General features: G+C 71.9%; 15 protein-coding genes. 5 read left to right on the forward strand and 10 right to left on the reverse strand.

Going from position 1 to position 19472, the window contains the following annotated elements; all coding sequences use genetic code 11:
- The first annotated feature begins 215 nt into the window (after nucleotides 1–215).
- Nucleotides 216–1181 (forward strand): PfkB family carbohydrate kinase, encoded by a 966-nt coding sequence (locus MYSTI_RS18295; protein WP_015349262.1) that lies wholly within the window; start codon nucleotides 216–218, stop codon nucleotides 1179–1181.
- A gap of 13 nt (nucleotides 1182–1194) precedes the next feature.
- Here MYSTI_RS18295 and MYSTI_RS18300 read toward each other — a convergent pair whose 3' ends face one another.
- From MYSTI_RS18300 to MYSTI_RS18335, 8 genes are all read right to left on the reverse strand, one after another.
- Complete coding sequence (locus tag MYSTI_RS18300; RefSeq protein WP_015349263.1) at nucleotides 1195–2997, reverse strand: diguanylate cyclase domain-containing protein; 1803 nt, start codon at nucleotides 2995–2997, stop codon at nucleotides 1195–1197.
- A 76-nt stretch (nucleotides 2998–3073) separates the two neighbouring features.
- Entirely contained in the window at nucleotides 3074–4495 is a 1422-nt protein-coding gene (locus MYSTI_RS18305) for a CHASE2 domain-containing protein (protein ID WP_015349264.1), read from the reverse strand.
- An 8-nt stretch (nucleotides 4496–4503) separates the two neighbouring features.
- Nucleotides 4504–5673, reverse strand: a complete 1170-nt coding sequence (locus MYSTI_RS18310; protein WP_015349265.1) for a FecR family protein — start codon at nucleotides 5671–5673, stop codon at nucleotides 4504–4506.
- On the reverse strand, nucleotides 5670–7439 hold the full coding sequence (locus MYSTI_RS18315; RefSeq protein WP_052351166.1) for an OmpA family protein: 1770 nt from the start codon (nucleotides 7437–7439) through the stop codon (nucleotides 5670–5672). Before MYSTI_RS18315 ends, MYSTI_RS18310 begins: the two co-directional genes overlap by 4 nt.
- A 32-nt stretch (nucleotides 7440–7471) precedes the next feature.
- Nucleotides 7472–7846, reverse strand: a complete 375-nt coding sequence (locus MYSTI_RS18320; protein WP_015349267.1) for a response regulator — start codon at nucleotides 7844–7846, stop codon at nucleotides 7472–7474.
- Nucleotides 7847–7954: 108 nt separating this feature from the next.
- Nucleotides 7955–9316 carry a sigma-54-dependent transcriptional regulator gene (locus MYSTI_RS18325; RefSeq protein WP_015349268.1) on the reverse strand — a complete coding sequence of 454 codons (1362 nt, stop codon included), beginning with the start codon at nucleotides 9314–9316 and terminating at the stop codon, nucleotides 7955–7957.
- Complete coding sequence (locus MYSTI_RS18330) at nucleotides 9313–11436, reverse strand: PAS domain-containing sensor histidine kinase (RefSeq protein WP_044280878.1); 2124 nt, start codon at nucleotides 11434–11436, stop codon at nucleotides 9313–9315. Before MYSTI_RS18330 ends, MYSTI_RS18325 begins: the two co-directional genes overlap by 4 nt.
- A gap of 102 nt (nucleotides 11437–11538) precedes the next feature.
- Nucleotides 11539–12534: a phosphoribosyltransferase gene (locus MYSTI_RS18335; RefSeq protein WP_015349270.1), complete on the reverse strand. Its 996-nt coding sequence runs from the start codon at nucleotides 12532–12534 to the stop codon at nucleotides 11539–11541.
- Between the two features lie 228 nt (nucleotides 12535–12762).
- Between MYSTI_RS18335 and MYSTI_RS18340 the strand changes: the two genes are divergently transcribed.
- The 4 genes from MYSTI_RS18340 (at nucleotide 12763) to MYSTI_RS18355 (ending at nucleotide 17114) form a co-directional block, all read left to right on the forward strand.
- Entirely contained in the window at nucleotides 12763–13947 is a 1185-nt protein-coding gene (locus MYSTI_RS18340) for an SRPBCC family protein (RefSeq protein ID WP_015349271.1), read from the forward strand.
- A gap of 194 nt (nucleotides 13948–14141) precedes the next feature.
- Nucleotides 14142–15335: a protoglobin domain-containing protein gene (locus MYSTI_RS18345; RefSeq protein WP_015349272.1), complete on the forward strand. Its 1194-nt coding sequence runs from the start codon at nucleotides 14142–14144 to the stop codon at nucleotides 15333–15335.
- Nucleotides 15310–16011: a response regulator gene (locus tag MYSTI_RS18350; protein WP_015349273.1), complete on the forward strand. Its 702-nt coding sequence runs from the start codon at nucleotides 15310–15312 to the stop codon at nucleotides 16009–16011. The genes MYSTI_RS18345 and MYSTI_RS18350 overlap by 26 nt, the downstream gene beginning before the upstream one ends.
- A complete protein-coding gene (locus MYSTI_RS18355; protein ID WP_044280880.1) occupies nucleotides 16008–17114 on the forward strand; it encodes an ATP-binding protein in 1107 nt (368 codons plus the stop codon). The genes MYSTI_RS18350 and MYSTI_RS18355 overlap by 4 nt, the downstream gene beginning before the upstream one ends.
- Nucleotides 17115–17147: 33 nt before the next feature.
- Here MYSTI_RS18355 and MYSTI_RS40850 read toward each other — a convergent pair whose 3' ends face one another.
- Both MYSTI_RS40850 and MYSTI_RS18365 read right to left on the reverse strand, forming a co-directional pair.
- Complete coding sequence (locus MYSTI_RS40850; RefSeq protein WP_015349275.1) at nucleotides 17148–19073, reverse strand: M56 family metallopeptidase; 1926 nt, start codon at nucleotides 19071–19073, stop codon at nucleotides 17148–17150.
- Nucleotides 19073–19462 carry a BlaI/MecI/CopY family transcriptional regulator gene (locus tag MYSTI_RS18365; RefSeq protein WP_015349276.1) on the reverse strand — a complete coding sequence of 130 codons (390 nt, stop codon included), beginning with the start codon at nucleotides 19460–19462 and terminating at the stop codon, nucleotides 19073–19075. The genes MYSTI_RS40850 and MYSTI_RS18365 overlap by 1 nt, the downstream gene beginning before the upstream one ends.
- Nucleotides 19463–19472: the final 10 nt, after the last annotated feature.

The following is a 19472-nucleotide window of genomic DNA, read 5'->3' on the forward strand; positions in this document are numbered from 1 at the left end:
CGCGACGGGATGCCCTGGGCTCCAGAAGTCCCGCGAAGTTGCTGGAGTTTCAGGGGGTTGGGGGTTCGCGAGCGCTTGGGCGCCGAAGGGGGGCGGGGCGGAGGGGGAGGACAGCGACCAGCCGGGCCGCGTCGCCGAGGCCGTGCGTACCCTTGGAGCGGTCAGGTCCCAGGGGGCCGTGGCAGCGCGGACCGTGGGGCGAGGGGGGGACGGACATGGCTCCGCGGCGGCAGGCCGACATCGTCGTGGTCGGTGGAATCAGCACGGACTTCCGGGTCCAGGGGGCTCGGCTCCCGAGGCCTGGTGAGCGCGTGGAGGGGTACTCGTTCCAGGAGCAGCTGGGCGGGAAGGGGGCTCACGGCGCCGTGGCGGTGGCGCGGCTGGGGGCTCGCTCGACGCTGGTGGGGCGCGTGGGGATGGATGTTCGCGGCATGGCGCTCCTGGAGCAGCTCGAGGAGGAGGGCGTGGAGACGCGCGCCGTCGCGCGGGACCCCGCCGAGAGCACCGGTGTGTTGATGGAGATGGTGGATGAGGCGGGCCGGGCGCAGTGCCTGTCCGTGGCGGGGGCCAATCGGCGCCTGTGCGTGCGGGACGTGCTCGCCGCCGAGGAGCGCATCACTCGCGCGGATGTGCTCCTCGCGCAGCTGGGTGTCCCCCTGGACGCGGTCGTCGCCGCTGTCCACATCGCACGCGCCGCGGGCTCGCACATCGTCCTGGCTCCCAGGTCCGCCACCTCGCTCCCGGAGGAGTTGCTGGAGGCGGTCCATGTCGTGTGCCTGGGAGGCGCGGAGGCCGCGGTGCTGACGGGGCTGGACGTGGGGGACCTCGACTCCGCTCGGCAGGCCGCGGAGAACCTGGTGCGCCGAGGTGCCGGGGCCGCCGTCATCGCGGCTCCGCAAGGGCACCTGCTCCTGGGAAAGGAGGGAGAGCTGTGGCTTCAGAACCTGCCCGTGGATTGGGTGGACACGGCCGGTGCTCGCGAGGCCTTCGCCGCGGCGGTGTCCGTGGCCTTGGGAGAGAAGCGCTCACTCGCGGATGCGGTGCGCTTCGCTCACGCGACGTCGGCGCTGACCGCGATGCGGCTCGGCGCGATGTCGGGACTTCCGGACCGCGATGACGTGGAGGCCTTCGTGGCCCGGCTGGAGGGGCAGGCCTTGTTGTCGCCTCACGCGTCGTGGTGAGGCGCGGAGGCCCTCAGTCGCGCGGGCTCCTCGCGTGATGCTCCGCCTTCGCGCGCGCCAGTGCCGCGTGCGCGCGGGTGAGCATCTCCCGAGGGTCCTCTTCTCCCTCCACGACCACCGACGCGCTGTGGACCCGAAGCGCGGGGGGCAGCTCGGCGTGGAGTCGCTCTCGCGTGGCCTCGGTCGCGGCGGCGTCGTGGCCCGGCAGCGCGAGGAGCAGCGTGCCTCCTTCCCACCGCACCGCGAGCCCTCCCGAGGGAGGACCGAGTGACTCCAGCTCGCGGGCCACGTCTCGCAGCGCGGTGTCTCCCGCGTCGAAGCCGTGCCGCAGGTTGAGGGGGCCCAGGTCCACCAGGTCCACCAGCAACACGCCGCAGGCCACGCCGTCCCTTCGGCAACGGGCAATCTCTCGCAGCAGGTGTTCTTCCCCCACGCGGCGGGTGGCCAGGCCCGTCAGCGCATCCACTCGCAGCAGCCGCTCGCGCTCCTCTCGCGGCGAGGCGCCCCCCAGCTCGGAGAGGGTCAGGAGCTGCGCGATGCCTCCCGGAATCCGGAAGGGGCGCGCCACCCAACGCACCCGGCGCTGTCGCGGACGCTCCAGCGTGAGGGTGAGGTGCAGTCCCTGCGAGGACTCGGAGGCCAGGTCCAACACGAGCGAGCGCCCCGACGGGTCCGCCGTGAGGTCCGCGACGTGCTGCCGGAAGGACTCGAACGTCAGGCTGGGGATGCTCTCCAGCGGCATGCCCAGCATCTCCGACAGCGCGGTGTTGCCCGCGAAGGGCTGCCGTCCTGGCGCCACCAGCAGCGTCGCGACATCGAGCGCCTGGATGGCGTCGCGCACCTGGGTGAGCGCGGTGCCTTGGGCCAGCGCGCTTTCGTGCCGGGCGCGCCCCAGGTCCCGAGTCTCCTGTCGCGCGCGAGACCGCAGCTCCAGGTCTCCAGCCACGCGCCGCGCCAGCTCTCGCAGCGCCACGATGTCCTCGGTGCCGAGCACCAGCGGCCGCGTGTCGATGAGCGACAGCGTGCCCAGCACCTCCCCATGGGGCGTCACCAGAGGTGCCCCCGCGTAGCTGCCGATGACGCCTTCACGCACCAGCGGGTTGTCGCGAAACACGGGGTGGCGCCGTGCGTCCGGGACGATGAGCGACTCGCGGCCCATCACCACGTGGTGACAGAAGGCCCAATCCCGAGGGGTGCTTCGGTCGCGCGCGAGCGCATGGGGCAGGCCCACGTGCGCCTTGAACCACTGCCGGTCTCCGAGCACCAACGTCAGCAGCGCCACCGGGACCGCGAAGGCCTGGGCCACCTCCGAGACGAGCTCCTGGAGCTCCGCCTCGGGAGGGCCCTCATCCACCAGCCGCATCGCATCGACTCGCGCGATGCGTTGCCGCTCCTCCTCCGACGAGCTGCTCTCGGCCGGAGGCGCCTGCACGGAGCGCTGTCCCGCGAGGGCCGTCCGCACGGTGTCGCGCATCGTCTCGGCGGGCGCACGGCGGCTCAGCAAGGAGTGGATGCCCAGCGTGTCCTTGAGCTGCCAGGCCCGGACGCGCAGCTCGTCGAAGGCCGTCACCACCACCACGCGCGTGGCCTCGGAGTCCTGCCGTTCGCGCAGCCAGGACAACAGCTCGAAGCCATCCACGCGGGGCAGCGCCAGGTCCGTGAGCAGCAGGAGGGGGGCGCTGCGCTGGCGCACCAGCTCCTGGGCCTCGGCGCCGTCCCGGGCCAGCACTCCCTCGAGCCCCTCCGCCGTGACGAGGGCCAGCAGGCTGGCGGCGCGGTGGGGATCCGGCTCGGCGATGAGGGCGTATCGGGCCATGTGCCTCGAATGCTGCCACGGAAGGCCGCCCCCGGGTTACCGAGCGCGGGCGGGACAGGTCATGCCGGCAACGTTCCTACCGCGTGTCTCCACCCGGAGGCACCGCCGTGCTCGGAGACGCTTGCGGATAGCGCACGAAGAGCCGGCGCAGTGCGCCTCGCTGCCGGCCCAGCTCCTCCGCGCGCGCGGCCGAGTCCACCAACAACATCAGCCCGAGCCCCAGGGCCCCAGGCACCAGCGGCACCACCCACCCCAGGTCCGCGGCGAGCCAGCCCACCAGCGCCACGTGCACGGCCATGAGCGCTATCGCCGTGCGAATCACCGCGCCCAAGGTCCTCGCGCGGCGGCAGCGCCAGCCGAAGAACATCAGGAGCACCAGGGTCTCCAGCACACCCGTCACCGCCACCACCCCCGACGAGCGCATCAGCCGGTCCGCGCGGAGGTTGTCCAACGCGAAGGCGTGGATCTCCACCCCGGGCACCGCCACCTGTCCCGGCAGCGTGCTCTGGCCATGCAGGCCCGTCGCGGTGACGCCGACGAAGAGCGTCTTGCCTCGCAGCGCCAGGTCCAACCCCACCGAACGCGGGTCCACCTGGAGCACGTCCGCGAGGCTCACCCTGGGGAGCCAGTCCGGCGCGGGCAGGCGCATCAGCGGCGCGCCATGGTCCAACGCCGCCCGGCGCATGAGCGTCTCCGCCTGCTCCGGCATCAACCGCAGCGCGGTCGCCAGCGCGAGCGAGGGCCACGCCTGTCCCCCCACGCCCACGGCATAGGGATAGCGCCGGATGACGCCGTCCGCCTCCACGAGCATGTTGAGCGTGCCGCTGCCATGTGCCGCCAGCCGCAGCGGCGCGATGCTGCCGGCAATCTCTCGGGATTGAAGCCGCAGCGTCTCCACGGGCAATGGCAGCGGCGTCTCCAGCGCCCCGTCCTCGAGCGGAGGCATCAGCGACACATCCTCGGTGAGCGCCGCGGCGCCCAGGATGACGCTCCCGTTCTCCGCGAGCGCCTCCGCGAGCCGCGCATCGCCGTCCTGCGTCCTCAGCCGCGCCTCCAGCTCCGCCACCAGCGCCGCGCCCGCGGGCTGTTCCGCCAGCCCCGACTCGCGCAGCGATGTCAGCACGTCCTCGCCCAGCTCGAGCGCTTCCCGAGGACCGGGCTGGTCGAACACCACGTCCACCGCCACCGCCGCGGGACGCTGGGCCGCCAGCGCCTGGAAGACCCGGGCCCACGTCGCGCGGGACAGGGGCCACCGCTCGCCCAGCGCGGCCAGGGCCCGGTCATCCACTTCCACCAGCACCAGGTCCGCGCTTCGAGGCACCCCCGGGAGGAGTCGACTCACGGCCTGGTCGTACAGCAGACGCTCGAGATGTCCTGGCGCCCCTCCCGTCACGGCCGTGATTCCGGCCAGGGCCACCCCCACCAGTGCAGCGGCGATGCGGAGCTGGCCGGGGGACGGCCGGGGAATGCGGGAGGGGGGCTTGGGACTCGGATTCATCTCGAACTTCAGGGCCGCAGGTCGAAGGCGTAGATCTTGGAAGGGAAGCCGATGAAGCCGTCCGCGTCCACTGCCAAGACACGCCAGAACCATTTGCCCGCGGTCTCCGCGGGCACCGCCAGCTTCACGTCCGGGGCCTCGAGGGTCCGCACGCCCGCTGCGAAGTCCGCGGTCCGCGCCATCTCCACGCGGTACGTCTTCGCCCCCGGCACGGAGAACCACTCGAGCGTCGGCGCGGCGGTGAAGCTCCCTCCGCGAGGCCCGTTCAGCAGGGGCGCGGCCAGCAGCGGACGCGGGGGCTCCGGCGCGGCGCCCGGCAGCACGCGCGAGCCCTGGCCGTGGACGACCTCGACCTCGGCCTTGTCCGAGCCCAGCGCCACCTTGCCCTCCAGCGTTTCCAGTCGGCTGGTGCCGTCCTCCTGGGCGGAGACCCGGAACTGGGTTCCCCGCACGCCGGCCACCGCGCCACGCGTGCGCACCTCGAACACGGAGCCGTCTCCACCCGGCGCCGCCACCGTCTCCACGGAGCCTCGCATCAGCTCCAGCCGGACCACGCGCTTGCCGTTGGCCCCCAGCTCGATGGCGCCCAGGCGCACGAGGCTGTTCGGCGTCACCCGCACGCGGCTCGCGTCCGCCAGCTCCAGCTCCGCGCTCGCGTCCGGCGCGGTGTGGAACAGCTCCTGCGTGTAGAGCGAGTCCCCCGTGCCGCGCGGGCGAAGCTCGGCGGGGGAGGGCCCCGCGGAGACCAGCCCACTGGAGGCGCGCACCTGGGCCACGCGAGGCTGTGCGGGGCGCTCGACATACGCGAGCTGGAGCCGGCCCGGCTCACCCGGCACCGCGGGCGGCGCCACCACGGACACGCGCGTGCGCGGCACCCCCGCCGACACCAACACCTCCGCCGCCGCCTTCGCCACGGCGAGGCCCTGTCCATCCAGCCGCTCCGCGTCCGGCAGCCGCGCCGCCAACGTCACCGAGCGGATGGCGGGCCTGGACACCAGCGCCTGCGCCACGTGCTTGAGGCACGCCTCCGTCTCGGGCCCCTTGGGCGCGAGCGGACGTCCCAGCTCCACGCGCCCGTTGACGAATTGCAGCCCCCCACACGGGTCCGCGGTCTGCTCGGCGCGCGCCGACAACGTCACCAGCGCCAACGCCCACATCCAAGGCAGGGTCCGGGTCATGGCGTGGTCTCCTTCGCCGAGGACTCGTCGGCGCTCTTCACGACGTTGAACTCGACGCGGCGGTTGTTCTCGCGTCCCTGCGCTGTCTTGTTGGTGTCGACGGGCTGCGTCTCACCGTAGCCCTTCGCCTCCAGGCGCTCCGGCGCGATGCCCGACTTCACCAGGAACTCGCGGACGTTGTTCGCGCGCCGCTGAGACAGGTCCAGGTTGCTCGTGTCCGAGCCCTTGTCGTCCGTGTGTCCCTCCACTCGCACGCGCTCCATCTGCGGGTTGGCCTTGAGGATGGAAGAGACCTGGGCCAGCAGGCCGTAGGACTTGGGCAGGATGATGTCCTTGCCCGTGGCGAAGTAGACCTTGTCCAGGATGACGATGCGCGAGCCCTCCAGGCGCACGCTCGACTTGCCCTTGTCCGGGCAGCCGTCTTCGTCCTTCACGCCGTTGATGCTCTCGGCCTCGAGCGGGCACGCGTCCACCGCGTCCGGCACGCCGTCGCGGTCATTGTCCGGGTCGGGGCAGCCGTCCGCGTCCTCGAAGCCGTCCGCGTCCTCGGCCTCGGCGGGGCAGCGGTCCTCGGTGTCGATGAGCCCGTCGCCATCCGAGTCCACCGCCGCGGGCACCAGCTTCAGCGGCTCCTCGGGAGTCGACTCCGTCGACGTGCCCTGCGCCGCCGGGACCTCATCCGGGCAGCCGTCCTCGTCCTGGTACTGATTGAAGGTCTCCGGCTCGCCGGGGCACACGTCGGGGCCGTCGAGGATTCCATCCACGTCGTCGTCCGGGTCCAGGCAGTGGTCGTCGTCCTGGAAGCCGTCGAAGTCCTCGGGCCCGAGGTCGCACTTGCGCGCGGGCGCGGAGGAGGGCGCCGAGCCCGTCCAGGCCAGTCCTCCCAGCAAGCGGAACCCCGGGGTGCCATAGCCGCGTGTCAGTCCCGGCCCCGCGCCCAGGTGCGCCGACAATTCTTCCGTGAAGCGGTACTTCACCGCGCCCAGCGCCTCCAGCGGGCGCTCCTCCGAGTTGGCCTCCTTCAGCCCAAGCGCCCCCGACACCGTCGCCGCCACCGTCAGCGCTGGCGTGAGGGGCACCTCCGCGCCCGCCGCGTAGGAGAACTCGTTCCCCACGCGCAGGTTGCGAAGCTGCTGCTCCCCGCGGAGGTTGACGCCCACGTTGGCGAGCAGCCGCAGCGACGGGCCCGCCCACTCGGCCACGAGCCGGGGCTGGAACGTGGGCCCCTTCGTGCCCAGGAAGCCGGAGGCTCCCGCGGTGGGCAACGTCACGGGCGCGACGAACGCCAGGTGCACACCGTCTTCGGTCGACAGCAGCAACACCTTGGGCACCAGCCGCAGGTCGCCGACGCCCGTGCTGGCGGCGCCGTCCACGAGCGACGGCGCGACCGCACCCGCGGGCTGCGAGGACGTGGTGGAGACGGGGAGCGACACACCTATCTCCAGCCGCTCGAACAGCGCCACCGCGCCCATCAAGTCGAGCGAGAGCTGGCTGTCGACGATGCGGTAGACGAACGCGTCCCTGCGCGGGTCCAGCAGGTTGAGCGGGTCCTCGCCGTAGTTGACCGACAGCCCGATGTTCCAATCCAGGTGCTTGCCCACGCGCGCGCCGTGCACTCCCAGCACGTCGTAGGCCCCGGGTCCGGGCTTGTATTGTTGGACATCGATGGCTTGCGACGTCTGCGCTTGCGCCCTCGCGACGCTTGTTGTCAGCAGCAGCAGGGCCAGCAGCGCCAAGGGGCGGGGTGGGTGGGCACGCACTCGCATGTCTTGACGCTGCCAGAAGGGCACGGGCCACATCAACGTGCCGCCAACAATTGGGAGACGTGCTGGGCCAGGGAGGGCAGCGGTTGCGGCTTGGGCAACACAAGGTCCACGCCCAGACCCTTGGCCCGTTCGGACAGCTCCGGCGACGCGAACGCCGTCAGCAGGAGCACGCGTGTCTCGGGGGCGTAACGCCTCACGAAGTCCGCCAGGACGAGCCCCTCCTCGGACTGTGTGCCACTCAACCGTAGGTCGCTGATGACCAGGTCGTAGCGCCCCGTCGTCATCAACCCCAGCGCTTCGTCCAGCGCCTGGGCCGAGTCGACCCGATACCCCGCGCCCGAGAAGAACTGACCCAACACCCAGCACAGCGCGGATTCGTCGTCGACGATGAGGAGGTTCTGTGACACGCGCGGGGCCCGGAGCAAGCGTGAGGCCAGCCCGCGTCGGGAAGCCCCTCATGACTTTCCCGGCACTTGCGTACGCTCGACCCTCGACGCGCCCCGCCGCTTTCCAGGTTACGGATCCGATTTCTGGAATCCGGATCTGTTGATTCCCAAACGTTTCAGCCGCTCATAGAGGGAGGAGCGGGGGATTCCGAGGCGCAGGGCGGCCCGCTCGACGTGGCCATTCTCCCGGCGAAGGACGCGCTCGATGTGGCGGCGCTCCAGCTCCTCCAGCGTGAGGTTGTCGTCGCCGCTGGGCTCGTCGGTGGCGGACTCGAAGCGCAGGTCGCCTCGGGAGAGCGGGCCTCCGCCGGAGAGCAGCACGGCGCGCTCCAGGACGTTGCGCAGCTCGCGGATGTTGCCGGGCCAGGGGTAGCGCATCAGCGCGCTCTCCGCGTCGGCTTGCAGGCCCACGCCGGCGCGGCCTCGCGCACCGCCCATCTCCGCGAGGAAGTGCCGGGCCAGCTCGGGGATGTCCTCCGGACGCTCACGCAGCGCGGGCACGTGGAGGATGAGGGTGCTGACGCGGAAGTAGAGGTCGCCTCGGAAGCGCTTCTCCCGGGCCGCGGCGTTGAGGTCCTGGTGGGTGGCCGCGATGAGTCGCACGTCGACGCGCCGGTCGCGGACATCGCCGAGGCGGCGGAAGCGCTTCTCCTCCAGCACCTTGAGGAGCTTGGGCTGGACGGTGAGGTCCATGTCGCCAATCTCATCCAGGAAGAGCGTGCCTCGGTCCGCGACCTCCAGCAGGCCCTGCTTGGCGGCCACCGCGCCGGTGAACGCGCCCTTCTCGTGGCCGAACAGCTCCGAGTCGAGCAGGTCCCTCGACAGCGCCGCGCAGTTCAAGTCCACGAACGGCGCATCCGCGCGAGGTCCCCCCTCATGCAGCCAGCGCGCGAGCACGCTCTTGCCGCTGCCCGTCTCGCCGGTGACGAGGACGGGGCTGTCGCTGTGCTGCATGCGCTCGGCTTCGGCGCGCAGGCTCCGGATGGCGGCGCTGCCGCCCAGGAAGGGATTCACGCTGGTGCGAGCCGTGCGCGACTGGTCCGCGCGCAAGCGCTGACGCTCCCGCCGCTGGGCCACCAGTCGCTCCAGCACCACCTTGAGCACCGCGAGCTCCACGGGCTTGGTGAGGAACTGCTCGGCGCCTTCCTTCACGGCCTGGACCGCCAGCTCGATGGAGCCATGGCCCGTGAGCACGACCAGCGGCACCGCCGCGTCAATCTCCTTGAGGCGCGGGAGCAGCTCCAGCGCGGTGCCATCCGTCAGCCGGTAGTCCACGACCGCGACGTCGGGACGGTGCGTGCGGAAGACCTCCTGTGCCTCGGCGATGCTCTGGGCCTCGTCCACGTCGAAGTGGTGGGCGGAGAGATAGCCCCTCATTCCCAGCCTGACGCCGGGCTCGTCGTCCACGAGCAGGATGCGGGTGCGTGTCATGAGGCGAGCGGGTCCATCGACATGCGGAGGGTGGGTGAGGACACCGCTGGTAGCAGCAGAGTGACTTCCGCGCCACCCTCCGGGTGATTTCGCAGGCGGATGCGCCCCTGATGCTCCTCCAGGATGCGCTGGACGATGGCCAGGCCCAGGCCCGTGCCGCCCCGGCGCTTGCTGAAGAAGGGCTCGAAGACATGCGGGAGGTCCTCCTCGCGGAAGCCCGGCCCGCCGTCCCTCACCGTGCAGCTCACCCAGGCGCGGCCCTCCTCCTCCAGCGGAGACGTGGCCACGCTCACCGTCGTGCCCACCGGGGAGTGCTGCACCGCGTTCTCCACCACGTTGCGGAAGACATGGAACAGCCGCCGCGAGTCCATGCGCACGCATGGCAGCGCCGCCGCGAGCGTGGGCGTGACGGTGACGCGGGACTGCTCCCCGGTGCGCGTGCAGGCGGCGAGCGCCTCCTCCACGACGGGCCGGATGGGGCCCTCCACCCACTCGCCCCGGGTGGGGCGGCCGTACTCGAACAGCTCCTGGGTGAGGTGGTTGAGGCGGCGCACCTCCCCGCGCAGCACGTCCACGTACGGGGCCAGGTCCGCGCGCTGGCCGACGGTGGCCTCCACGGCGTCCACCACGGCGGAGATGGAGAAGAGGGGGTTGCGCACCTCGTGCGCGACGCCCGCGACGATGGCGCCCATGGCGGCCATGGTCTCACTGCGGCGCAGGCTGGCCTGGAGCTCCAGCAGCCGGGTGACTTCGGTGGCGACCAGGATGATGCGCGAGTCCTCGCCACCGGCCTCGTCGACCCAGGCGGCGGACAGCTCCCAGGTGCGGCGGGCCTGCGGGTCCGTCACCTCGCGGGTGATGATGCCGTGGGTCCTGCGCAGCTCGTCCACCAGGGGCGGCGTGCTGGACCAGGGCGGTGAGAAGGCGGCGGTGGAGAGCGGCTGGCCGGAAGGGTCCAGGCCGCCGAAGAGGATGCAGGCCGCGTCGTTGAGGCGCTGGACGGTGCCGTCCGCGCCGAGCACGACCAGCGGTGAGCTGACGGCGTCGAACGTGCGGCGCCACTCCTGCGCGGAGCGGCGGAAGCTCTCGTGGAGGCGCTGGCGCAGCTCGTCCGCGAGGTAGCGGTCGGTGATGTCGGTGACGACGCAGCCCACGTGCAGCTCGCCTTGCGTGTCCCGGGCGGAGGCCGTCGCGCGGCTGCGCACCCAGCGCACCCGTCCGTCCGCGCAGATGATGCGGTGCTCCAGCTCCACCTCCGAGCCGGGCGCGAGCGACTCCATGCGCGTGCGGTAGCGCGTGCGGTCTTCGGGGTGGATCATCCCCGCCCACAGCGCCGGCGGGCCTCCTCCGGGGCCGGGTTCCGCGAAGGCGGAGGCGGGGTAGCCCGTGGTGCGCTCGATGACGGGGGTGCAGTAGAAGTCCCGCAGCGCGCCATCGCGCAGCTTGCCGCCCCAGAGGTAGTCGGGCAGCGAGCGCGTCAGCACGTCCAGCCGACCCTCGTGCTCCTGGAGCGTCTGCTCGGCGCGCATGCGCTCGGTGAGCTCCGAGAGGGAGGCGATGACGCCGAGCACCTCGCCTCCCGAGCCGCTCACCCGTGAGTAGCTGCCGAACCAGAAGCGAGGCTCGCCGGGCGCCGCGGGTGTCTCCACCTCCAGGCAGGTGTCGGTGATGGGGACATCCGTCTCCAGCGCGCGCTTGAGGCGCGGCGCCAGCAACCGGCCCAGCTCCGGCATCACCTCCGAGACGTGGCGACCCAGGTGTCCCCCCGCGGGCAGTCCATTCATGGCCGCGAGCGCGGGGTTGACGTGGATGTAGCGCAGGTTGCGGTCGAAGAACGCGAAGCCCACGGGCGTGACATCCATGAGTGCGTCGCGGAGCGCGCTGGAGTCGTCGGCGCTGCGCAGGGCCGCGTCGCGCTCGCGTCGGGTGCGCTCTCGCGCGCGTGCGAGCACCAGCGCGGGAGTGCCGGCGCAGATGAACACCAGGGCCGCGGTGGTGAGGACGCGCGGCAGGGCACTGGCCGCGCTGCCGCTCGACCAGGTCCACTCGATGAAGGCGGCGAGCATCGAGGCCGCGACGACGGCCATCAGCATCTGCCTGCGGGAGGGGAACTCGTGCATGGGGTGGGGGCGCACGAGCCTACCCGGAATCACGGCCCGCGCCGCCCTTGTCGGAGGGAGGGCAGGGAAGCGGTGAGGGTCGCGATGGACCGCGCGCCCGGCTCAGGCGACGTGCACGCTGGCCTGCTCCCGGGCGCGGCGCTCCAGGAGTTCTCGCACCTCGGTGTCCGAGGTTTGTTCGAAGTTTCGATACCAGAGGCCCACGGCATAGAAGGGCTCCGGGGTTCGCGCACACACCACTTCGTCCGCGAGCGCTTCGACCTCTTCACATGTTTCCGCTGGGGCGACAGGGACGGCGACGATGATGTGCGCGGGCTGTTGTTCGCGGAGCGCGGCCACGGCGGCGCGCATGGTGGAGCCCGTGGCGAGCCCGTCATCCACGAGGATGACCTCGCGCCCCTGGACATCCAGCGGTGGGCGCCCGGAGCGATAGCTCGACTCGCGGCGCATCAGCTCCAGGGCTTCGCGTCGGGCGACGGCGTCGACCTGTTCGCGCGAGATGTCCAGCTCCCGCAGCACCTCGGGGTTGAGGACCTGGATGCCGCCGGTGGCGATGGCCCCCATCGCGAGCTCCTCGTGCCCGGGGGCTCCGAGCTTGCGCACGATGAACACGTCGAGGGGCGCGTCCAAGGCACGGGCGACTTCATAGCCGACCGGGACTCCGCCGCGCGGCAGGGCCAGCACCCGGGTCTCGGGCTGGTGCGCATGGTGCGCGAGCTGTCTCGCGAGGACACGGCCGGCCATGAAGCGGTCCTGGAACTCGGGTCCTTGCATGGGGGCCTCCTGGCCGTGCGCGCGTGGCGCGACCTCCTCTTGTTCGAAGGTGGACATGCTCGCGGTGGCGGAGGCGGGATGTGGCCGGGCTCGCATGCCTGGCGAGGAGGAGCGGGCCTCGGTCGTGGCGCGGCCGACAGGCGGCGGTGGCTCGACGAGGGGCGGCGGTCGCCGGTGCGGACGCTCGGACGGCGTCACGGGATTGGGCGGCTCCTGCAGGGGCTGGCGCGGGTCGGGCTCCTGCACCGGCACGTTGGGCGAAGGCTTGGGACCCGGCGGTGGGGGCGAGGGGAGACCGGGAATCGGCGGCTGCTGAGTAGGCATGCGGATGAGCCTCGTGCCGAGGGGAATGTCCCCTCATTCCGCCCAACCTGCGCATGCGGACACCTTCCCACCCGAGGCGCCAGGGAGGCGGCGAACGCCTGCATGCGGCTCGCGTGGCGGACGGGCTCACGAGCCATGGTCCGCAGGGTCGGCGGCTGCTGCACCGCGGCACTCGCGCCTTCACGTTTCCCCGATAGGTCGTATCGACCATCGGACAGGAGGCACGACATGAAGGCAGCCTTGTGGGGCCTGGGTGGATTGGGGCTTGGCGTGGGGATGATGTACTGGTCGGACCCTCGAAGTGGCCGCTGGCGCAGGTCTCACCTGCAGGGCAAGGCGGTGCACGCGGCCCATGAAGCGGGCTGCGCGGCGGGGGTCCTCCGGCGAGACCTGGCGCAGCGCTCGCGGGGGGTGTTCCTCGAGTCCCTCCATCGCTTTCGTTCGGAGCCCGTGGATGACGTGACGCTCGGCGAGCGGGTGCGCGCCGCGCTGGGGCGGGTGTGTTCGCATCCAGGCGCGGTGCGCGTCTCGGTGCGGGATGGGAAGGTGATGCTCGAGGGCACCATCCTCGTGGACGAGCTCAAGCGCGTGGTCCCCGCCGTGGGCCGTGTGCGAGGCGTGCGCGCCGTGGAGAGTCGGCTGGGTCCCTTCGCGCAAGCGGGGCGTCAAGCCGAGCCGCGAGGAGGAGCGCTTCGCCGCGGGCCTCCGAGGACGTTCGGCTCCTCGCACTGGTCACCTTCCGCGCGATTCTTCGGGGTGATGGGGGGCCTGTCCCTGGCCTCGTGGGCCTTCCGACAGCGCGGGGCGCTGGGGCTGCTCCTCGGCGTGGGCGGCGCGGTGCTCGGGGTCCGCGCGCTCAGCAACCTGGAGCTTCGCAGGCTCACGGGCATCGGCGTGGGGCCTCGCGCCATCACGTTGCACAAGGACATCACCGTCAACGCGCCGGTGGAGGAGGTCTTCGCCTTCTGGGATGCGATGCAGAACTTCCCGCGCTTCATGACCCACGTGGATGAGATTCGCGTGGACTCCTCGGGCCGCTCGTACTGGAAGGTGAAGGGCCCCGCGGGGCTGCACTTCGAATGGGAGGCGGAGGTCACCCAGCGCGTGCCGAACAAGCTGCTCGCGTGGCGCAGCGTGAAGGGCACCTCGGTGGAGAACGCGGGGGTCATCCACTTCGAGCGCACGCCCAAGGGCGGCACGCGACTGGACATCCGCCTCGCCTACAACCCACCGGCGGGTGCCATCGGGCACGCCTTCGCGCGGCTGCTGGGCGTGGACCCCAAGCGCCAGATGGATGACGACCTGCTGCGCCTGAAGTCCCTGCTCGAGCGAGGCAAGGCCACCGGCCGCGAGACGGTGACGCGAGAGTCCCTGTCGGTCGGGCGAGGAGGGCGCCAGACGCTGATGCACTGAGCTCCTCGCATGGGCCGCGAGCGGTGTCGCTGCTTCGGGTCGCGCAGGATTTGCGCGCCATCGGCGTGGATGCGCCGGGCGCGCACTTCTTGCGTGCTCCTGGGTCCGCCGGGCCCTCGTGTGGCTGGCGTGATGCTTGCTGCAGAGTTCCTCGTCCGATGTGGGGTGAGCGGTTAGTCTCCAGCCCCGAAACCATGGCGGAAACTTTGTTCGAGGAGCTGAAGCGGTACGTGGCGTTTGGCGCGGAGGACGAGCAGTCCCTCGTCGGACTCCACGCCACCGCGCAGCCGCATTTCCCCCACATCGCGCGCGTCTTCTACGACCGCATCCTGGAGCACGACGGCGCGCGCAAGGCCCTGGAGGGAGGCGAGAGCCAGGTCGGCCACCTGAAGGGCACGTTGCAGGTGTGGATGGACCAGCTCCTCCGGGGGCCTTGGGACGAGGCGTACTTCGCGCTGCGCTGCCGCATCGGCCGCATGCACGTGCGCATCTCCCTGCCGCAGCACTACATGTTCGGCGCGATGAACGTGCTGCGCCAGGAGCTCACCGCGGTCATCGACACGGAGCTCCCGGGAGACGCGCGGACGAAGCACCGCACGCGCACGGCGCTGGGGCGCATCCTGGACCTGGAGCTGGCCATCATGCTCCACACGTACCGCGAGGACCTCCTGGCCCAGCAGGCGCGCACCGAGCGGCTGGCGACGTTCGGGCAGCTCGTGGGCTCCATCGGGCATGAGCTGCGCAATCCCCTGGGCGTCATCGAGACGTCGCTCTACATCCTGCGCAGCCGCGCGGGTGCCTCGGTGGATGAGCGCACGCACAAGCACCTGGACCGCATCGGCGAACAGGTGGGCATCGCCAACCACATCGTCTCCGACCTGCTGGACATGATTCGGGACCGTCCGCTGCAACGCCAGGAGGTCTGGCTGGACGAGGTCTGGCAGGAGGCCCTCAAGGCCGTGGCGCGTCCGGAGGGCGTGAGCATCCGGACGGAGGGCCTGGTCTCGCTGCTGCCGGTGCAGGGGGACGCGGGGCAGCTGCGCCAGGTGTTCGTCAACCTGTTGCAGAACGCGGTGCAGGCGCTGGAGGAGTCGGGCGGAGAGGTGTCGCTGGTGGGCGCGCCTCGCGAGCCGGGCGCGGTGGAGCTGGTCCTGGAGGACACGGGGCCGGGCGTCAGCGAGACCGTCCGCGGGCGCCTCTTCGAGCCGCTGATCACGACCAAGGCGCGAGGCATCGGCCTGGGGCTGGCGCTCGTGCGGCGCATCCTGGAGCGCCACGGCGGGTCCATCACGTATGCGCCGCGCGCCGGTGCCGGAGCACGCTTCGTGATTCAGCTCCCCACGTCGTCACAGGAGGGGCCCGATGCGACGCTACCTCCTGCTGGATGACAACCAGGCGTTGGCGGAGAACCTCGCGGAGATTCTTCGCGACGAGGGACACCAGGCCACCGTGGTGGGCACCGGCGACGAGGCCCTGCGCGCGGTGGGGACCACCCGCTTCGACGCGCTCGTGACGGACATGCGCATGCCCGGCATGAGCGGCGCGGACGCGGTTCGGCGCATCCGGCGGCTGGACCCGGGACTTGCCGCCGTGGTCGTCACGGCCTACCCCGGCGAGGACGACCTGGAGACGGCCCGGCGCGAGGGCCTGCTCGCGGTGCTCCCCAAGCCCGTGCCCATCTCCACGCTGATGGACCTGCTGGCCAATGCGCGCAGGGACGGGCTGGTGGTGGTGGCGGAGGACGACCCGGCGCTGAGCGACAACCTCGCGGAGGTGCTGCGGGCGCGGGGCTTCTCCTGTGTGACGGTAGCCTCGGTGTTGGATACGGACCACCTGTCGTGCACCGCGCCCTTCGCGGCGCTGGTGGACCTGCGCATGCCCGGCGGGCCGGATGGCGAGGCCTTCCGCAAGCTGCGCGAGCGCTACCCGAGCCTGCCCACCTTCGTCATGACGGCATGGCCGGACCTGGCGCCGCGGGGCGTGGGCGTCGATGTCTTCCCCAAGCCCTTCGACACGGGTGCGCTCGTGGGCGCGCTGGAGTCGGCACACGCTTCACGAGCATGAGCGAGCCCATGACCCTGTCTCCCTCGCGTGTCCTGGTCGTCGATGACAACGCGGCGTTCCTCGACAACCTCGATGAGCTGCTGGGCGACGCGGGCTACGCCGTGCGCGCGGCGTCGACGTGTCGGGCCGCGCGGGAGAAGGCTCGCGACGGCTTCGACGTGGCGCTGGTGGACCTGCGCCTCCCGGACGGAGATGGGACGGCGCTGGCGGCGGAGCTGAAGGCGGGGTCCCCGGACTCGGAGGTGGTGCTGCTCACGGGCTTCGCCACGCTGGAGACGGCGGTGGCGGCGGTGCGCGCCGGGGCGTGTGCGTACCTCATGAAGCCGTGTGCGCCGCGCGAGCTGCTCCTCACGCTGGAGCAGGCGATGCGGCAGGTGCGGCTGCACGCGGAGAAGCGCGAGCTGGCGCGGCGCGCGCAAGTGACGGAGAAGCTGGCCGCCGTGGGGACGATGACTGCGGGGCTGTCTCACGAGATTCGCAACCCGCTCAACGCCGCGGCCTTGCAGCTCTCCGTGCTGGAGCGCCGCGTGCGCAGGTTGGCGGATGCCCAACAGGGCACGTTGCTGGAGCCCTTGCTGTTGGTGCGCGACGAGATTCGCCGGCTCGACCACATCCTGGAGGACTTCCTCCAGTTCGCCCGGCCCCGTGAGTTCCGCCCGGGCTCCGTGGACGTGAAGGCCCTGGTTCGCCGGGTGGTGGACCTGCTGAGCGGTCAGGCCGAGACGCGGAAGGTGACGCTGACGCAGGTGGTGCCGGACGCCGCGCTGCCGTCGCTCGCCGGAGAGGAGGAGCGGCTTCGTCAGGTGCTCATCAACCTGTGCCTCAACGCGCTGGAGTCGACCCCCACGGGCGGGCAGGTGACGCTGGCGGCGGGCGCGGAGGACACGCGCGTCTGGCTCACCGTGGATGACACGGGGGCCGGGGTCCCGGAGGCGATGAGAGATCGCATCTTCGAGCCCTTCTTCACCACCAAGGCCCAGGGCTCCGGGCTGGGGCTCCCCATCGTCCACGCCATCGTCACGCAGCACGGCGGGACGCTGGAGGTGGGCACGGCGCCGGGTGGAGGCGCTCGCTTCATCCTGCGGCTCCCCGTGGCGCGCTAGCGTCAGGCCCGCGCGCGCACCGGGAGCCGAGCCTCAGAAGCCGAGGGGCGGCGTCACGAGGCTGGCCGCGGAGACGCTCGCGCAGAGGACGCAGGCGTTCTGGCTGGAGCCATCCGCGCGCGTTCCCGGAACGTCCGCGCGGGCGAACCGGCGCTGCTCCTCGACACCGCCACCGGGCTCGTTCGTGAACCAGATGTCGAAGTCGTAGTGGACGGGGACGGGCTTGCCGTCGAGGGTGGCCGGCGCGTAGCGCCACGTGGTCAGCGTGCGGATGATGCCCTCTTCCAGCCCGGAGAGGCCCTGCAGCGACTTGCAGTCCGTGACGGAGCCGTCGGTGGTGATGGTGCAGCGGGTCACCACGACGCCCTTGGGGACGGCGGACACCCGCGAGCGGATGTTCTGCGTCAGGTCGGCGAAGTTGAGGCGCGCACCCGAGACGAAGCGGGGCGGGGTGATGCCGGGCCCCAGCGTGAAGATGCCGTCCTCCGAGGGCATGGGCGCGGGCGGCTGCGCCAGCTCGAGGAGGGGCTCGATGACCGGCGCGGGCACGGGCGCGGGGGCGGCCTCGGCGACCTCGACGGGAGGCGGAGGCGGGGACTGGGGCTCCTCCTCGGCGACGGCGATGGCCACCGCGGGCTCCGCCTCGAGCGGATACGGTGTCCGAGACAGCTCCGTCCGGGCGATTCCCTCCGTGTCGGGGATGAGCAGCGCTGCCGGGGGCGGCGGGACCCCGCGGGGCTTCTGGGGCGAAGGCTTCGCGGAGAGGCGCACCGGCGACTTGCCGGGGCTGGTGTTGACGGCCGCCGGGAACACCTTCGGGAGCGGCGCGAGGAGGGGCCGGGGACCCGCGGGCTCGTTCATCGCGAAGGCGCGTGGGGGCTGCTGCACGGCGGGCACCGTGGGGAGCGCGAGAATCGGCGGCGTGACGGGAGCCACGGCCATCGCGGGGAGAGGGACCTGTGAGGAACCCAGGGCGACGGCGAGCGCCGCGCCACCCAGGCCGCTGACCAGCCTCCACGGCCGACGAGGAGCATGACTCTCGGGGACACCCAACAGGCGGCGGATGCGCGACAGCAAGGAACCACCATTCGCGCCAAGCGCGGGCACGGGGGAAGGGGATGCACGAACCTGCTCGATGTGGGCGAGGGCTCGGGCGTAGAGGACCGCGTCGCCGCAGGACCGCACGGCCAGGTCATCCGCGCAGTGCTCGCGCTCCTCGCGGATGCGGTGGGACAACCACCAGACAGCGGGGTGGTAGAACAGGAAGGTCTCGACCAGCGCCTGGAGCAGGTTCACCAGGTAGTCGTGGCGCTGGATGTGCGCCAGCTCGTGGGAGAGCACCGCCTCGAGCTGCGCGGGCGTCAGCCCCACGACGGCGCCCGCGGGGACGAGGATGAGCGGACGCCACAGGCCGATGACCTGGGGAACGTCCACGCGAACCGAGGCCAGCAGGCGGATGGGGCGCGTCAGCTTCATGCGCGAGAGCGCCTGCTCCAGGGCCCGCGTCCACGCGGCGGCGGGCTCCTGCGTGTGCAGGCGCGACATGCGCTGAGCGGCGTACCAGGACACGAGCGTCCTCGCGGAGAGGAGCAGCACGCCGCAGCACCACGCCGGAAGCAGCCAGTGCCGGGGCAGCTGCAGCCAGGAGGGGCTGGCCACCACCGCCTCTCGCGCCGCGGTGTCCACCAGCAGGGTGGTGCTGGCGCGAGTCACCGGGAGGAGCGGCTCGGACAACGGGCCCATCGCCGCCACCGGCCCCAGGCCCTCCAGCACCGCGCCCAGGAACGTGACGAGGGGGAGCACCGCCATGGTCAGCAGGCCCAGGCACGCGACGACATAGCGTCCATGGGCGGACCGGCGCGACATCAAGGCCATCACCCCAGCCGTCACCAACGCCACCGCCGCTCCCTGCCAGACAAAAGCGAGAAGGGCTCGTTCTAGCGAGTCCAGCACGTCCATCACTTCCCCCGCCTCTCGTGCTCGTCCAGCAGCTTCCGAATCTCCGCCAGCTCCTCCGCGGACGTCCGCTTCATCGACAGCGCCTGGGCCACGACGCTGGAGGCGGAGCCACCGAACGCTCGGTCCATCAGGTCGCGCAGCAGGTCGCGCTGGGTGCGCTTCTGGCTGAGGGCCGCCTCGTAGACGTGGGTGCGCTCGGTCTCGTCTCGCTGCACGAGCCCCTTCTCCGTCATGTTCTGCAGGAGCTTGAGGACCGTCGTGTAGCCGGTGTCATTGTCCTGCGTGTCCCGGAGGGACTCATGCACCTGCCGCACGGTGCTGGGCCCGAGCTGCCAGAGCACCCGGAGGATGGCCAGCTCGGCGCGAGTCGGCTGGGGAGGAACGGGCATCATCCGCCGG

The sequence above is a fragment of the Myxococcus stipitatus DSM 14675 genome (genome assembly GCF_000331735.1).
In the GTDB taxonomy this organism is placed as follows: Bacteria; Myxococcota; Myxococcia; order Myxococcales; family Myxococcaceae; genus Myxococcus; species Myxococcus stipitatus.

Coding starts and splice junctions, on each gene's coding strand:
- MYSTI_RS18295 (WP_015349262.1), top strand. CDS start 216: ATGGCTCCGCGGCGGCAGGCCGACATCGTCGTGGTCGGTGGAATCAGC.
- MYSTI_RS18300 (WP_015349263.1), bottom strand. CDS start 2,997: ATGGCCCGATACGCCCTCATCGCCGAGCCGGATCCCCACCGCGCCGCC.
- MYSTI_RS18305 (WP_015349264.1), bottom strand. CDS start 4,495: ATGAATCCGAGTCCCAAGCCCCCCTCCCGCATTCCCCGGCCGTCCCCC.
- MYSTI_RS18310 (WP_015349265.1), bottom strand. CDS start 5,673: ATGACCCGGACCCTGCCTTGGATGTGGGCGTTGGCGCTGGTGACGTTG.
- MYSTI_RS18315 (WP_052351166.1), bottom strand. CDS start 7,439: ATGCGAGTGCGTGCCCACCCACCCCGCCCCTTGGCGCTGCTGGCCCTG.
- MYSTI_RS18325 (WP_015349268.1), bottom strand. CDS start 9,316: ATGACACGCACCCGCATCCTGCTCGTGGACGACGAGCCCGGCGTCAGG.
- MYSTI_RS18330 (WP_044280878.1), bottom strand. CDS start 11,436: ATGCACGAGTTCCCCTCCCGCAGGCAGATGCTGATGGCCGTCGTCGCG.
- MYSTI_RS18335 (WP_015349270.1), bottom strand. CDS start 12,534: ATGCCTACTCAGCAGCCGCCGATTCCCGGTCTCCCCTCGCCCCCACCG.
- MYSTI_RS18340 (WP_015349271.1), top strand. CDS start 12,763: ATGAAGGCAGCCTTGTGGGGCCTGGGTGGATTGGGGCTTGGCGTGGGG.
- MYSTI_RS18345 (WP_015349272.1), top strand. CDS start 14,142: ATGGCGGAAACTTTGTTCGAGGAGCTGAAGCGGTACGTGGCGTTTGGC.
- MYSTI_RS18350 (WP_015349273.1), top strand. CDS start 15,310: ATGCGACGCTACCTCCTGCTGGATGACAACCAGGCGTTGGCGGAGAAC.
- MYSTI_RS18355 (WP_044280880.1), top strand. CDS start 16,008: ATGAGCGAGCCCATGACCCTGTCTCCCTCGCGTGTCCTGGTCGTCGAT.
- MYSTI_RS40850 (WP_015349275.1), bottom strand. CDS start 19,073: ATGGACGTGCTGGACTCGCTAGAACGAGCCCTTCTCGCTTTTGTCTGG.
- MYSTI_RS18365 (WP_015349276.1), bottom strand. CDS start 19,462: ATGCCCGTTCCTCCCCAGCCGACTCGCGCCGAGCTGGCCATCCTCCGG.